Annotated in this window: 17 protein-coding genes; 6 read left to right on the forward strand and 11 right to left on the reverse strand. The window is 31.3% G+C overall.

Annotated elements, in window-relative coordinates:
- The first annotated feature begins 78 nt into the window (after positions 1–78).
- On the forward strand, positions 79–861 hold the full coding sequence (locus KO494_RS04775) for a carboxypeptidase-like regulatory domain-containing protein (RefSeq protein WP_215966459.1): 783 nt from the start codon (positions 79–81) through the stop codon (positions 859–861).
- A gap of 65 nt (positions 862–926) precedes the next feature.
- Here the strand turns inward: KO494_RS04775 and KO494_RS04780 are convergent, their stop codons facing one another.
- Positions 927–1,586 carry an RNA methyltransferase gene (locus KO494_RS04780; protein ID WP_215966460.1) on the reverse strand — a complete coding sequence of 220 codons (660 nt, stop codon included), beginning with the start codon at positions 1,584–1,586 and terminating at the stop codon, positions 927–929.
- A 128-nt stretch (positions 1,587–1,714) separates the two neighbouring features.
- On the opposite strand from KO494_RS04780, the gene KO494_RS04785 reads away from it, so the two are divergent.
- Positions 1,715–2,392, forward strand: a complete 678-nt coding sequence (locus tag KO494_RS04785; protein ID WP_215966461.1) for an NAD-dependent deacylase — start codon at positions 1,715–1,717, stop codon at positions 2,390–2,392.
- Here the strand turns inward: KO494_RS04785 and KO494_RS04790 are convergent.
- From KO494_RS04790 to KO494_RS04815, 6 genes are all read right to left on the reverse strand, one after another.
- Positions 2,389–2,823 carry an RbsD/FucU family protein gene (locus KO494_RS04790; protein ID WP_215966462.1) on the reverse strand — a complete coding sequence of 145 codons (435 nt, stop codon included), beginning with the start codon at positions 2,821–2,823 and terminating at the stop codon, positions 2,389–2,391. The two genes, KO494_RS04785 and KO494_RS04790, sit on opposite strands and share 4 nt — an antisense overlap.
- A 95-nt stretch (positions 2,824–2,918) precedes the next feature.
- Positions 2,919–3,683 (reverse strand): SDR family NAD(P)-dependent oxidoreductase, encoded by a 765-nt coding sequence (locus KO494_RS04795; RefSeq protein ID WP_215966463.1) that lies wholly within the window; start codon positions 3,681–3,683, stop codon positions 2,919–2,921.
- 428 nt (positions 3,684–4,111) lie between these two features.
- A complete protein-coding gene (locus KO494_RS04800; RefSeq protein WP_215966464.1) occupies positions 4,112–4,498 on the reverse strand; it encodes a VOC family protein in 387 nt (128 codons plus the stop codon).
- Between the two features lie 108 nt (positions 4,499–4,606).
- Positions 4,607–6,175, reverse strand: coding sequence for a serine hydrolase (locus KO494_RS04805; RefSeq protein ID WP_215966465.1), 1,569 nt, complete (start codon positions 6,173–6,175; stop codon positions 4,607–4,609).
- Positions 6,176–6,217: 42 nt separating this feature from the next.
- Entirely contained in the window at positions 6,218–7,453 is a 1,236-nt protein-coding gene (locus tag KO494_RS04810; RefSeq protein WP_303426990.1) for a glycosyltransferase family 4 protein, read from the reverse strand.
- A gap of 49 nt (positions 7,454–7,502) precedes the next feature.
- Positions 7,503–7,976 (reverse strand): heme-binding domain-containing protein, encoded by a 474-nt coding sequence (locus KO494_RS04815; RefSeq protein ID WP_215966466.1) that lies wholly within the window; start codon positions 7,974–7,976, stop codon positions 7,503–7,505.
- Between the two features lie 44 nt (positions 7,977–8,020).
- On the opposite strand from KO494_RS04815, the gene KO494_RS04820 reads away from it, so the two are divergent.
- The 3 genes from KO494_RS04820 to KO494_RS04830 all read left to right on the forward strand — a co-directional run bounded on the left by KO494_RS04820 (position 8,021) and on the right by KO494_RS04830 (position 10,244).
- Entirely contained in the window at positions 8,021–8,593 is a 573-nt protein-coding gene (locus KO494_RS04820) for an adenylosuccinate lyase (RefSeq protein WP_215966467.1), read from the forward strand.
- Between the two features lie 65 nt (positions 8,594–8,658).
- Positions 8,659–10,002, forward strand: a complete 1,344-nt coding sequence (purB, locus tag KO494_RS04825) for an adenylosuccinate lyase (RefSeq protein WP_215966468.1) — start codon at positions 8,659–8,661, stop codon at positions 10,000–10,002.
- Between the two features lie 14 nt (positions 10,003–10,016).
- Positions 10,017–10,244 (forward strand): hypothetical protein, encoded by a 228-nt coding sequence (locus tag KO494_RS04830; protein WP_215966469.1) that lies wholly within the window; start codon positions 10,017–10,019, stop codon positions 10,242–10,244.
- Between the two features lie 120 nt (positions 10,245–10,364).
- Here KO494_RS04830 and KO494_RS04835 read toward each other — a convergent pair whose 3' ends face one another.
- The 4 genes from KO494_RS04835 to KO494_RS04850 are packed head-to-tail and all read right to left on the reverse strand — an operon-like array spanning position 10,365 to position 12,444.
- Complete coding sequence (locus KO494_RS04835; protein ID WP_215966470.1) at positions 10,365–10,907, reverse strand: DUF4252 domain-containing protein; 543 nt, start codon at positions 10,905–10,907, stop codon at positions 10,365–10,367.
- Positions 10,908–10,911: 4 nt separating this feature from the next.
- Complete coding sequence (locus KO494_RS04840) at positions 10,912–11,472, reverse strand: DUF4252 domain-containing protein (RefSeq protein WP_215966471.1); 561 nt, start codon at positions 11,470–11,472, stop codon at positions 10,912–10,914.
- Positions 11,473–11,510: 38 nt separating this feature from the next.
- A complete protein-coding gene (locus KO494_RS04845; protein WP_215966472.1) occupies positions 11,511–11,948 on the reverse strand; it encodes a hypothetical protein in 438 nt (145 codons plus the stop codon).
- Positions 11,935–12,444: an RNA polymerase sigma factor gene (locus KO494_RS04850; protein WP_215966473.1), complete on the reverse strand. Its 510-nt coding sequence runs from the start codon at positions 12,442–12,444 to the stop codon at positions 11,935–11,937. The genes KO494_RS04845 and KO494_RS04850 overlap by 14 nt, the downstream gene beginning before the upstream one ends.
- A gap of 136 nt (positions 12,445–12,580) precedes the next feature.
- On the opposite strand from KO494_RS04850, the gene KO494_RS04855 reads away from it, so the two are divergent.
- Positions 12,581–14,002, forward strand: a complete 1,422-nt coding sequence (locus KO494_RS04855) for a S41 family peptidase (RefSeq protein ID WP_215966474.1) — start codon at positions 12,581–12,583, stop codon at positions 14,000–14,002.
- Positions 14,003–14,056 lie beyond the last annotated feature (54 nt).

A 14,056-nucleotide genomic window follows, 5' to 3' on the forward strand; every position in this document is an offset into this window, starting at 1 on the left:
TAATTTTAAGTCAAAGTTTAAAAGGTATAAGGTATTTATAAATATGTTTGTATCTTTATAAAACTACACACCACTATTATGAAGAATTGGTTTACTATATTTTTTTTACTACTATCTTTTACATTTAGTCAAGCACAAGAGCTACCTAATAAAGTAAAAGGTGTAGTAATTAACGCTGCAGATGATACCACTCTAGAAGGCGTAAATATTGTAAACTTAACACAAGTAATAGGTACAACAACTAATGAAAAAGGTGTGTTTGAACTTGCAGCAAAACCAAATGACACCTTACACTTTTCTTATTTAGGTTTTAAATCTATTAAAGTTAGAGTAACAAACGATTGGTTAAAATATGGAAGTTCTAATATTGCTTTAACAGAATTGGCTTTAGCTCTAGAAGAAGTAGTTGTAACACAGTTTAAACTTACGGGTTTTTTAGAGGTAGATATTAAAAATGTACCAACAAACAATAATTACAGATATGCAATATCTGGCTTACCAAGTACAGGTTATGAAGCTGGAAACAATTCGCCAAGTGCTGTAACTAAAGTTTTAGGTGCTATTTTTAATCCTGCAGACTTTTTATACCGAATGTTTGGTAGACAGCCCAATGAGATGCGAAAGTTAAAAAAGATGAAGCAAGACGATGAGATTAGAAGTTTACTTGCCCAACGATTTGACAGAGAAATGCTCATGGCTTTACTACAAGTAAACCGAGTAGATTTAGATGAAATTGTAAGCCAATGTAACTACTCTAAAGATTTTATAAACTCTGCTAATGACCTTCAAATTTTAGACGCTATTAGTGAGTGTTATGAAGAATATAAGGTTTTAAACAGAAGTAGATCTGGTAAATTTTAAATATTTATAAAATTCAATATACAAAGCGTAATCCTTTAGGGTTACGCTTTTTTTATTATCTAAAATCACTTATTCTCTTCATAGTATCTCGCTATAATTTGGTCATAGCTTTTAATGGTTTTTTTAACCCAATCTAATCGCTTAGCATTTTGTTCTTCTTCACTAAGTTGCCAAGCGATATCGCTTCGTCTTAATTTTGCCGTTACCTCTTGTAAAATAATAGCTGCAGAAACAGAAATGTTTAAACTTTCGGTAAAACCAACCATTGGTATTTTTAAATAACAATCTGCAGCATCTAGCACTTCTTGGCTTAAGCCTTGGGTTTCTCTACCAAAGAAAAAACATGACTTTTTAGTAAAATCAAAATCCTGCAATTCACAATCTTCTATATGTGGTGTAGTCGCTACTATTTGATATCCTTTTTGTTTTACATCTGCAATACAGTCTTTAATAGAATGAAACCTGTTTAAGTCTACCCATTTCTGTGCTCCCATTGCAATTTCTCTATCTATACTTTTGCTATTCACCTCTTCTACTATATTTACTTCTTGTATTCCAAAAACATCACAACTACGCATTACAGCACTTGAATTATGCAATTGGTACACATCTTCTGTAGCAACCGTAAAATGCTTAGTACGCTGCTTAATCACTGTATTAAACTTGTTTCTTCGGTTTTCGGTTAAATAGGTTTCTAGGTATTCTAGAAGTTTAATGTCTGTCATATTTTTTACTAAACGTCAAATTTAATTAAAAAAGAACGGATAAGCACTTTCTTAAGAATGACAAAAAAAGTAATTTTATCTTTTGAGCAGAGTACCACTTTCGTGGGAATAAAATAGAATCTATTTTTATGAAAAATATTGTAGTATTAACAGGAGCAGGAATAAGTGCAGAAAGTGGTATTAAAACCTTTAGAGATGCTGATGGTTTATGGGAAGGTCATGATGTTATGCAAGTAGCATCACCACAAGGATTTATAGATAACCCTTCATTAGTTTTAGATTTTTATAACCAACGAAGAAGGCAGCTACTAGAAGTGCAACCCAATAAAGCGCATTATGATTTAGCATCATTAGAAAAAGAGTATAACGTTACCATTATTACACAAAATGTAGACGATTTACACGAACGCGCAGGAAGCACAAACGTAGTGCATTTGCATGGCGAATTATTAAAAGTACGAAGTGTTAATAACGAAACAGCAGTACAGGATTGGAAAACAGATTTAGTTCTTGGTGATATTGATAAAAAAGGAGATCAATTACGACCGCATATTGTATGGTTTGGTGAAGCCGTACCTATGTTTGATAAAGCTGTTGAAATTTGTGAAACAGCAGATATACTAATCATTATTGGTACTAGCTTACAAGTCTATCCTGCAGCAAGCCTTATGCACTATGTACCAGAAAATACTACTACTTATTTTATAGACCCAAAACCTGCATATGTAAACCACCAAAAAATAACGGTTATTGCTAAACCTGCAACCGTTGGAGTTTATGAGGTGCTTAAACTATTACAAGACTAAAAACCGCTCTCTTCAGCCATTTTTACAACACCAACAGTTAGTATTAAATTGGCAAAACGACGTTGTTCGCCTGTTTGAATAATTAATGTAGTATTAGGATCCCTTATTTTGTCATAAAAAGACCATCGTTCCATCTCATCCCAAGTTACATCTCCCAGTAATTTTTTATACGCCTCGTGAATCTCTGCATTTGCTTCTGCAGGCTTTTCCATAACAATAGCACCTTGAACAGGACAAACCTCTAATATACCTTCAAGAACAGTTAGTGCATCTAATAATCCTGGGCGAAAATTAAGGTGTACTGTTGTAGAGTTTGGCCCACTCATGGCACCAACAGGTAAATTACCATCTGCAATAACAACTTGTGCAAAATGACCTGAACGTGCAAGAGCTTCCATTATAGTAGGATGAATTACTGAAGTCTTTAACATAAATTTCTCTTTAAAAAGTAAATAAATATAAAACACTAGGTGCTACTTAGCTCCTAGTGTTTTTTAAGTTTTAATGTATCACAATTAACTTAGAACTACATATTGTAGACACCTCCATTAATATCTAATGTTGCACCAGTAATAAAACCATCATACTCAGAAGCTAAATATAAAACTGCTCTAGCAACATCGTCTGCATTACCTGCTCTTTGTATAGGAATACCAGCTGTTGTAGCTGCTGCAGACTCTTTTGTAGTATGCGTGTTATGAAATGAAGTACCAAGAATAAGACCTGGAGCAACCGCATTTACTCTAGTACCTTGCGCACCCAATTCTGTAGAAAGCGCTCTTGTAAAGGTTAAAATTGCTCCTTTACTGGTAGAATATACTAAGGATCCTGGATGCCCTCCTTTACGTCCTGCCAGAGAGGCCAAATTAACAATACTACTATTGTCATTTTTTGCCAAATATGGTGCTGCTGCTCGTGTTACAAACATCATAGAGGTTAGATTAATATCCATTACCTTATGCCAGAATTCAGCTTCCATTTCGTTTAACATTTTTCGTGCAACAAGAGATCCTGCATTGTTGATTAGTATATCTAATCCTCCAAAAGTCTCTATTGTTTTTTCAACCATAGCATTAGCGTCTTCTTCTTTTGTTAAGTCTCCACTTATAGCAATTGCTTTTTGTCCTTTACTTAATGCATATTCCGTTAATTGGTTGGCTGTATCAGCACTAGAAAAATAGTGAATAGCAACATTAGCTCCGCTATCAATAAATTGTTTTGTAATCGCTTCACCAATTCCTTGCGCTCCAGCTGTAATAAGTACGTTTTTTCCAGTTAATTTCTTGTTCATTTTTATTTTATTTCTTAGTTAATCGTGTTGCTAGTTATAGTACATGCATTACTTTGTTGTGTATAATCAACATACTTTTATTTATACAAATATATAATAATAAGGCAGTTTTATTAAAAACAGAAGTAGATGTGTTAAAAATTAATATTCAAATAACACATTAGGCTATCAACTACTTGAATTTATTTATCAAAAAAAATTAGTTCGATTTTTTATTTTTAGTTTCCTTTATTTAAAGGTTTGTATTTTTTTTACTTCTTTCTACTTGGTAACACATTGCTTTGCTGAGGACTTAAAACAATTAAGTATTGAATTGTTTCAATTGGAAATAAGCAAAGCATTAAAACCAACTTTTCAACCTTTTAAAACAGGCTTATTCCATTTTGCAATTCAAGATCCAGATATTGCAGGACTGGTAGCTAAAGTTTTTAGGATGGATCATTATTTATTTCAATCCAATAACCATTAGGATCTTGAAAATAAACTTGTTGAATACCATCTTTACGCACATAGTCTTTATTTGCTGTGCCAAGCCAATCACTATATTCTATATTTAAAGTTTTTAAATGACTTACAAACAAAGCTAAATCTGCTATAGCTAAAGCAAAATGTACTGCTTTATTGGTTTTTACTTCTAAATTTGGTCTAGGAATTAAATGTAATTGCTTGCCTTCTCCTAAAGCAAGCCATCTGGTTTTAGAATTAGAAGCTGTATTTTCAATTTCTTTAAACTTAAATACCTTTTGATAAAACGCTACAGATTCGTCAACGTCTTTTACAGAAAGTGCAATGTGATTAAATGAAAATGAAAACATATTTTTAAACTTTTTTAGAAAAAATATCAGCAATAGTATTTAATACTTATTTATAGGCAAACTTGAAAAACAAAATGTATAACGAAAAATATATTGCTCATGGGTATTCTAATCTTCTACTCGATTTAAATCTAGATCATGAAAATCGAAACTAAAGTCAATATTAGGAGAAATACCTTTCATTGCAATTTGTTGAGCCTTTTGATTTTCGTCTAGAGTAAAAGTTACAAAAGCATCGGCATTCATATCTTGATATTCCCATTTAATGGCAAAGGTTTCGTCTTTATAAAATTGTAAAGCTCCATTTAGTTTTGGAGATCTATGAAATTGCAACCATAGTTGATCTCTTTTCATAAAAACTTCACAAGTACCAAACCAATTATCTTTGTAAACCCCAATATATTTTTGAGTATCTATAGGGTTACTTGCATTGTTTTTAACTGTTTCCCATACTTTATCTGTAATAGCATCTCCTTTTTTTGCTTTAGATTTTAAGTAATCAGCATATTTATCTATCCATTTAAAATCGTCTAATTCTAAATACTCATCTAAAATAGTTTGCGAAACCGAAGAAAACAATCCTGCTCCATCATCACTTGTATTGGTTAAAATAACAATACCTAAATCCATATCTGGAATTAAAACCGTTTGTGAGAGCATTCCTGGTAAACCACCTGTATGCTCTACTTTCATATTACCAAGCACATCAGACAAAAACCAACCTAAACCGTATCCTGAAAAATGCGAATTATATCTTGGGTTTTTATTTACTCCCATAACGGTATGCATTTTCCACATTTCGTCATGATTGGTAGCTGTAAAAAGTTCTTTTTCTAGGTTTTCGCCATATTTACCTGCGTTTAAATGCAAAAGCATCCATTGGCATAAATCGTCTACATTAGAAAAAATACCACCTGCTGCTCCATTCATCATTTCTTTAAAGGTTGGTATTACTTGTATTTCTCCTTTTTCAGTAGAGTGTGAAGCAGATAAGTTAGTCGTATCTTTTATTGCTGCTAAAGAGGCATAGGTATTATCCATTCCTAAAGGCTCCAGAATACGTGTTTTAGTAAATGCTTCCCAAGTCATACCACTTTTTCTAGCAATTAATTCTCCTGCTACAAGGTATAGTAAGTTATCATAGTCCCATTTGGTTCTAAAGGCAGAAGATGCTTTAAAATGTTGAAAACTGGACAATAAATCGTTCATTGTAAAATCGGTTCCGTCAGGAAAAAACATTAAATCGCCCATTCCTAAAGGCAAGCCGCTTCGATGGGTTACTAAATCTAGAATACTAAAATTATCTTCTACATAATCATTATACATGGTAAATTCTGGAATATGATCTTTTACTTTATCTTCCCAATTTATTTTACCTTCTTCTACTAAAATTGCCAATCCTGCAGTTGTAAATGCTTTACTGTTGGATGCAATTGCAAATTGTGTATGCTCATTTACTGGAGCTTTAGTTTTTATAGATTTTACACCATAGCCTTTGTTATGAATTATCTTGCCATCTTTAACAACTGCAACTGCTGCACCTGCAACTTGAAACTTGGTCATGGCATAATTAACAATAGAGTCAATTTGTTGTGTAGTAACTTGTGCATGTATACTATTAGTTACTAAAAACAAAGTGAAAAATATACTTAAAATAGTGGTTTTAAATAATGTCATATAATTTTGATTGATAGATTAATAGCTGTTTTAAAGATACACTTATTTCTTGTTTTTTTCTGCAATCCACTTACTCATAAATTTAGTGCTTTGCAAGGTATGATGCATAAGCATTTGTCCTGTAAAATTATTTTGTCTGTGCGTTTTTAGTTGCTCAACAGTTGTTTCAAGAACATCAATAAACCCTTTCTTAATTTCGTTTTTATTAAAACGTGTATTAAGTACCTGAAATCCGTTTTTTTGTTTCTCTTTCCAGAGTATTTCTTCTTGATAAAGAGCAACTGCTTTGTTTGCAAAATCTAGCGGATTATCTACAATAAACCCATTAGGTTCTAGAATACCATACATACCTTCTGCTCCAATAGATGTAGTTATACAAGGTGTTCCGTTTTGCATAGCTTCTACTAGTTTTCCTTTTAATCCTGCACCAAAACGTATTGCTGCTAAACAGACTTTTGCTTGCTGCATCACTAGGTTTGCATCTTCTGCAAAACCTTTTATTAAAAAACCTTCTTTTTTATTGTGTAGCTGATTTACTTTTTGACTAGAATACGATCCGTAAATATGCATTTCGGCTTTTGGCAATTGTTTTCTAATTAATGGCCAAATGGTTTCTTTTAAGTATAAAACCGAATTGTAATTAGGTTCATGTATAAAATTACCAATAGTTATAAAATGTTCTCGTTTTTGAAAAGTTGGTAATCTCTTGATTGCTTCTAAAGAAACACTATCAATCATAAATGGCAAATAATGCAATAAAGCAGCATCTACTTTAAAACTATTTTTTAAAATTTCTATCTCTGCTTTAGAAATAATTAAACTTACATCACATCTATATATACTAGCAATTTCGCGTTTTGCTGTATCATTAAATAAATAAGAAGCATCAAAAGGCTGTTTGTCTTTAAAAGCTTGCTGTCTTCCTTTTCGTAAAGCGTGTAAATCTTCGGTATCTAGAATACGTAAAGCATCTGGACAAGTTTCTGCTACACGCCAACCAAATTGCTCTTCCATCATAAAGCGATCAAAAAGCACAACATCTGGATTTAGGTTTTCTATAAAAACATTAAAACTCGTATTATTTAATTCGATAGCAACTTGCTCAACTCCAATGGTTGTTAAGTTAAAAGCATTGTCACTTTTAGCACAAGGGCTAGCAAAAGTAATGCTAAATTTTTGTTCTTGAAATAGTTGTATAAGCTGCATCATCCTGCTTCCTGCCGCAGAACTTTTAGGTTCTGGCCATACAAAACCAATAATTAAGAGTTTTTTTATCACAAATGTGCAATATTTTTTGTGTTATTAAAGAGCAATTACTGCCAAGCTATTATTCTGGTTTTGGTAATAAACTATATTTTATACGTACATTTTTTGCCCAACTAATTACAGATGCTATTTGAGCGTCTGTAAGATTTGCTTCAGCATGTGCCCATGTGTAAGAATTTAATGGCATTTCTTTTGTTTCTACCATTTCTATAAGTTCTTCAAACTTATGGTCTTTCTTTTTTACAGAGTTAGCTTCCCAGCCAGAAACATTAAAATGTTTTTTTCCATGTTTAACATGATCTGCCAACCAATAATTTACTGGAGTTATTTTGTTATACCAAGGATAGTTAGTTACATCACTATGGCAGTCATAACAGCTGGTTTGCAAAATAAGCTTTACATCTTCTGGCGGATTGGTTTCGGTTTCAAAAGCTGTAATAGATGTTAGTTCTCCTTCATTTCTTTCTGGCCCAAAAAATTGAGCTATTACAAATACTATGAGTAAAAGTAAAAGTATTTTTTTTATAATTTTCATCTATGTATTTTTTATTAATTTAGACATTAAAAATACTAAATCTTTTGACTTCAGACCAACTATATCAGGAATTAAATTATGTAAATCATTCGCGCGAAAAGCGTTTATATTACGCAAATTTACTAATAGATAATCCTGAATGGATACCTAAAATTTTAGAAATACTTTTTAAGGTAAATGATAAAATTTCACCACGAGCAGCTTGGGTTTTGGAGTTTATGTGCAAAGAGAATTTAGAAAAACTGATTCCGTATTTAGATACTTTTACCCAAAACATACACCAAGTACACCAAGATTCTGCAGTACGACCTGTAGCTAAAATTTGTGAGTATTTAATAAAAGCTTATTATACTAAAGCAGAAAATAGAATACAAAAAGAATTACTACCTAAACATCGTGAAAAAATTATTGAAGTCTGTTTTGATTATATGATTAATGACGAAAAAATTGCACCAAAAGCATATGCTATGAATACATTGTATTTACTAGGTAAAGATTATGACTGGATTCATCCAGAACTGGTTTTAATTTTAGAGCGTGACTACCAAATGCAAAGTTCTGGTTATAAAGCAAGAGCTAAGCATATTATTAAAAAGATAAAATCGAAAAAATCATAATTCTAAATTCGTAATTAGTAATACAAAAACCTATCTTTGAAACTTCTAAAAAAACAACACAAACTATGTCTTTAAACACATTAAATGCCATTTCACCAATTGATGGACGATACAGAAATAAGGTGGATGAATTAGGTAACTATTTTAGCGAAGAAGCACTTATAAAATATCGTGTTTTAGTTGAAATTGAATACTTTATTGCGCTTTGCGAAATACCTTTGCCACAACTAAAATCTATAAACACAACTGTTTTTGAAGATTTAAGAGCTATTTATAAAGAATTTTCTACAGAAGATGCTTTAGCAATTAAAGACATTGAAAAAGTTACCAACCATGATGTAAAAGCTGTTGAATATTTTATCAAAGACAAATTTGACAAGCTAGAATTACAAGAATACAAAGAGTTTATTCACTTTGGTTTAACCTCTCAAGATATTAACAATACAGCAATTCCGTTAAGCATTAAAGAGGCTATGAATGATGTATATGTTCCTGAATATCTTACGCTTCTTAACCGATTAAAAGAATTGGTAAACGAGTGGTCACAAATTTCTATGCTAGCAAGAACACATGGTCAGCCAGCTTCTCCTACACGATTAGGTAAAGAAATTGAAGTATTTGTGGTACGCTTACAAGAACAATTTAATTTATTAAATGATGTGCCAAGTGCTGCAAAATTTGGTGGAGCAACAGGAAACTATAATGCGCATAAAGTAGCATACCCAACTATAGACTGGAAAGCTTTTGGTAGCGCTTTTGTACAAGAAAAATTAGGCTTACACCACTCCTTCCCTACTACACAAATTGAGCACTATGACCATATGGCTGCTTTATTTGATGCTTTAAAACGTATTAATAATATTGTTTTAGATTTAGATAGAGATATCTGGACCTACGTGTCTATGGATTATTTTAAGCAAAAAATTAAAGCTGGTGAAGTTGGTAGTAGCGCAATGCCTCACAAAGTTAACCCTATAGATTTTGAAAACTCTGAAGGAAACCTTGGTATTGCCAATGCTATTTTTGAACATTTAGCAGCTAAATTACCTGTATCAAGACTACAACGTGATTTAACAGACAGTACTGTTTTACGTAATGTTGGTGTTCCTTTTGGGCATACTTTAATTGCTTTTAAAAGCACCTTAAAAGGCTTAAATAAATTATTGTTAAACGAAGACAAATTTGCTCAAGATTTAGAAAACAATTGGGCTGTTGTTGCAGAAGCAATTCAAACCATTTTAAGAAGAGAGGCTTACCCAAACCCTTATGAAGCTTTAAAAGGTTTAACAAGAACAAACGAAAAAATTACGCAACAGTCTATTTCAAATTTTATTGATACCTTAGAGGTTTCTAACGAAATTAAGGAAGAACTAAAAGTAATTACGCCTAGTAATTATACTGGAATATAAACTTATTTAATACTATGCTTACAGACAAACAATCATTACTAATTATAGGTATTTTTACTTTTTTTTTTGTTTTCTTTGGTATACTAGGCATATTAGAAAATATTTTTATTGCAGCACCAATGCTTATAGGCTTTTTCACTTTAATTATTAATTTAATTATAACCAAAAGAGTTTCTGAAGAAGAAGAAAACAAACTTGAAGAAAAAAAAGTTTCTATAGAAGAAACGCAAAAAAGTAATTAATTTACAAACCTGAACTTGTTTTCAGATTCTAAAATAAATACGCATAAAAATTAAAATATTACTATAAAAAAAGCTTACCAAAACGGTAAGCTTTTTTATTAAAAATTAATGGGTAATTATTTATTTAAAAAAATTAATAATTCCTTTTAATTGTGTTTCATCTACTTTTCCTTTGTTCATAGATTCTGCTAGTCGTACTAGTTTTGCTGGACTCATATCGTCTCCTAAAACACGTAAAACACCAAAACCATATTCTTTAGAGCTTCCAAAAATGATAAACTCATCGGCTAGATTGTCATCACCAATATATTTAAGTTCTAATTTAGAACCAAACATATTAAAATCACCAAGTTCAATATACTTTTCATCTTCTAAAATAGAGGCTACTTTAGCTTTTTCTACTTGGTAGGTTTCTTGATTAGTAGAATCTAATTTAAAGCCTAAAAAGTTTAATTTATCTACCGACTTGTATGCTTCTTTTTCATCTGCAGTTAAATCTGCATTTTCAAAATCTACAATGCTTGTTGGTATATCTACTGTTGTAAAATTAGGAGATTCTTGATTGTCTACAAAATACGTTTGTAAAGATTGCTTATTACTACAACTTACTAGCAAGGTAATTGCTAGTAAACTGTAACATAATGTTTTGATTGATGGTTTCATAGTTTTAATTTTTATCTTCTAAATGTTCCCCTCCTGGTATATTCATTTTCTTGGTAAGTTTAGAGATTTGTTTTAAATCAATATCTCCTGTTAAAGAAACAATTACGGTTTCAAATTTACGTTGCTCACCATTTATAGAAACATTAGAGCCTTCCATATGTTGACTAATTCCGTTTACAAAAATTAAAAGCTCTTGTACATGGTCTTCGTCTTTTCCTTCTTTTACATAAAACTTAATTACGGTTCCATCATCTTTTACCTCCATTAACTCTTCTAAACTACTCGCTTTTGAGCTTACCCAAGAAGTAATATCTGCAGATATGTTACCTTTTTCTGTAATAATAGTTTTTAAACTAGTAATACTATTTACCATTTCAAGGTATTCTTTGGCTTCTGGATCATCGGTATCAATATCCATTTTTGCTAACATTTGAAACATTTTTGGCTTGATGTTTACATAGGTTACATCTGCATTGTCGCTATATTTTGAAAATATATCTTGCGCCATGGATGTTAAAGGCATCATTAATAAAGCCATTACAACTAAAATTACATTCTTTTTCATTTTGCTTTTTTTATTATTTATTGTGGTGTTCATATTTTTTATTTTTTAAAGATTAGACTTGTTGTGTTTTCTACTTCTGCTAAATAATTAATACTTGAAGCGCCTTTATTGAACTGCGTAGAAATCATTTCTAAAGATTTTTTTACTTCAAGATATGCCATTTCAGGATCATCATAAGTACCTAAATCTTCGGTAGAAGATTGCGGCGTTTTAAAATAAAATCCTATCATAAGAACTGCTACTGCTGCAACCGAAATCCATTTATACAAATTGTTTTTGTTAGTTTTTAATGGAACGTCTTTAGTAAACTGCTCTTCTTGGCTTAGCGAAAAATAGGTAAACATAGGTTTATACATTTCTAAATGTGGCGCTACAGTCTCTTGTGTAAAATAGTTTTTTAACTGCTGCTCTTCTTTTAGCGATGTTTCACCATTGTGGTATTTTTCTAGTAATTGTTCTATATTATTTAACACCATAATTATGTGTTTTTGTTAATTTTTCTCGTATTGTTTTTCTTGCTCTAGACAATGCAACTCGCACTGCTGTATTATTCATATCAAGCATCTTGGCTATTTCGTCAAAATCATACTGCTCAATATCTCTTAATTGTATCACTAGCTTTTGCTGCTCTGGTAAATCTTCTATTATTTTAGCAACCCAATTTACACTATCATTAAACTCTAATTGTTTTTGTAACGAGGTATTATTGTCTTGATAATTGCTATGTACTAACTTTAAATTTTGCGCTTGTTTCGATTTTAATTTATCTAAACAAAAATTCTTGGTCATGGTCATAGAAAATGCTTCTACGTTTTTATACTCTTGCATCTTCTTTTTATTTTTCCATAATTTTAAGAGTACTTCTTGTGTAGCATCTTCTGCTTCTTCTCTAGACACTAGCAATCGTTTTGCTAAACGAAAGACCTTATCTTTAAAAGGCATTACAATATGTAAAAACTCGGTTTGTGTCATTATTTTTGGTTCTGGTTAAAAACAACTTGGTAAAGGCTGTTTATATTATGACGAACAACTCTATATTTTGTTACAATTAATTTTTTGTTGCATATATAATAAGTATTTTTAAAGGGAAAAAGAGACCTATTTTGCTATGAATATAATTAAAAAAATAACACTGCTATTCTTTGTAGCATGCCTATGCACCGCTTGTTTTGAAGATTTAGATGATACACCTATTAGTAGTTACGACATTAAAGATTTTGTTTGGAAAGGAATGAATTATGCCTATTTATACAAAGAAAACAAACCCGATTTAGCAGATGATAGGTTTTCTAGTACTAGTGATTATTCAAGTTATTTAAGCGCTTATGAAACTCCGGAAATCTTATTTGAAAACTTAATTTATGACCGAGAAAACACAGATAGGTTTAGCTGGATTACGGATGATTATATTGCCTTAGAAGAAAGTTTTAATGGTGTAAGAACAAGCAATGGTTTGGAATTTGATTTTTATTATGAACCTGGTAGCACTAGTAATGTTTTTGGTATAATAAGACTTGTTTTAAACAATAGTCCTGCTGCATCGCAAGGATTACAACGCGGACAAATATTTAACGCTGTAAATGGTGTTGCTTTAACAGAAAATAATATAAACACCTTATTAAGTCAAAACAATTACACCTTAAACTTTGCAACCTATAATGACAATAATACGCCAAGCGATGATAGCGATGATACCATAGATACCACCAATGAAACTGCCACATTAAGCAAAGTTGCTTTTACAGAAAACCCTGTACATAAAACCGAAATATTACAAGTAAACAACCAAAACGTTGGCTATTTAATGTACAACGGTTTTACTGCAGATTTTAATACCCAATTAAACAATGCTTTTGCTACACTACTTAACAATAATGTGCAAAACTTAGTTTTAGATTTACGCTATAATCCTGGTGGTTCGGTAAATACTGCAACCCTTTTAGGAAGCATGATTACTGGACAATTTAACGGAGAAACTTTTGCAAAGCTAATTTATAACAACGACTTACAAAGCAGTAATACCGAATATCAATTTACAGATTCTTTTGATGGCAATAGTATTAATAGTCTTAATTTACAAAAAGTCTATATTCTTACTACAGGAACATCTGCTTCTGCTAGTGAAATGGTGATTAATAGCTTAAAAGCATATTCGCAATTAGAAGTCATACAAATTGGTTTACAAACTACAGGAAAATCGCAGGCATCAATTACTATTTATGATTCTCCTGATTTCACAAGAAGTGGCGCAAACTCTTTACATACTTACGCCATGCAACCTTTAGTAGCCAAAACAGTTAACAAATTAGATGTAAGTGTGCCTAACGAAGGATTAACACCAACTATAGAAATAAACGAAGACCCAAGTAATTATGGCGTTTTAGGAGATGCTAGTGAACCGTTACTAGCTGCTGCTTTACAGCATATTTCACAAAACGGAAGGTTTTCACAAACCAAAACAAATCATTTTAATAAGATTAAAAACAAAATAGATTACAACCCTTTTGAAAATGGTATGTATTTAGATTAAAATATTTATAAACTAAAAAAGCCACTCCTTAGAGTGGCTTTTTTTATGTAATTA

The sequence above is a fragment of the Lacinutrix sp. C3R15 genome, assembly GCF_018860825.1.
GTDB lineage: Bacteria > Bacteroidota > Bacteroidia > Flavobacteriales > Flavobacteriaceae > Oceanihabitans.

Coding starts and splice junctions, on each gene's coding strand:
- KO494_RS04840 (WP_215966471.1), bottom strand. CDS start 11,472: ATGAAAAAGAATGTAATTTTAGTTGTAATGGCTTTATTAATGATGCCT.
- KO494_RS04830 (WP_215966469.1), top strand. CDS start 10,017: ATGCTTACAGACAAACAATCATTACTAATTATAGGTATTTTTACTTTT.
- KO494_RS04780 (WP_215966460.1), bottom strand. CDS start 1,586: ATGACAGACATTAAACTTCTAGAATACCTAGAAACCTATTTAACCGAA.
- KO494_RS04775 (WP_215966459.1), top strand. CDS start 79: ATGAAGAATTGGTTTACTATATTTTTTTTACTACTATCTTTTACATTT.
- KO494_RS04845 (WP_215966472.1), bottom strand. CDS start 11,948: ATGGTGTTAAATAATATAGAACAATTACTAGAAAAATACCACAATGGT.
- purB (WP_215966468.1), top strand. CDS start 8,659: ATGTCTTTAAACACATTAAATGCCATTTCACCAATTGATGGACGATAC.
- KO494_RS04850 (WP_215966473.1), bottom strand. CDS start 12,444: ATGACACAAACCGAGTTTTTACATATTGTAATGCCTTTTAAAGATAAG.
- KO494_RS04855 (WP_215966474.1), top strand. CDS start 12,581: ATGAATATAATTAAAAAAATAACACTGCTATTCTTTGTAGCATGCCTA.
- KO494_RS04785 (WP_215966461.1), top strand. CDS start 1,715: ATGAAAAATATTGTAGTATTAACAGGAGCAGGAATAAGTGCAGAAAGT.
- KO494_RS04790 (WP_215966462.1), bottom strand. CDS start 2,823: ATGTTAAAGACTTCAGTAATTCATCCTACTATAATGGAAGCTCTTGCA.
- KO494_RS04815 (WP_215966466.1), bottom strand. CDS start 7,976: ATGAAAATTATAAAAAAAATACTTTTACTTTTACTCATAGTATTTGTA.
- KO494_RS04805 (WP_215966465.1), bottom strand. CDS start 6,175: ATGACATTATTTAAAACCACTATTTTAAGTATATTTTTCACTTTGTTT.
- KO494_RS04835 (WP_215966470.1), bottom strand. CDS start 10,907: ATGAAACCATCAATCAAAACATTATGTTACAGTTTACTAGCAATTACC.
- KO494_RS04795 (WP_215966463.1), bottom strand. CDS start 3,683: ATGAACAAGAAATTAACTGGAAAAAACGTACTTATTACAGCTGGAGCG.
- KO494_RS04800 (WP_215966464.1), bottom strand. CDS start 4,498: ATGTTTTCATTTTCATTTAATCACATTGCACTTTCTGTAAAAGACGTT.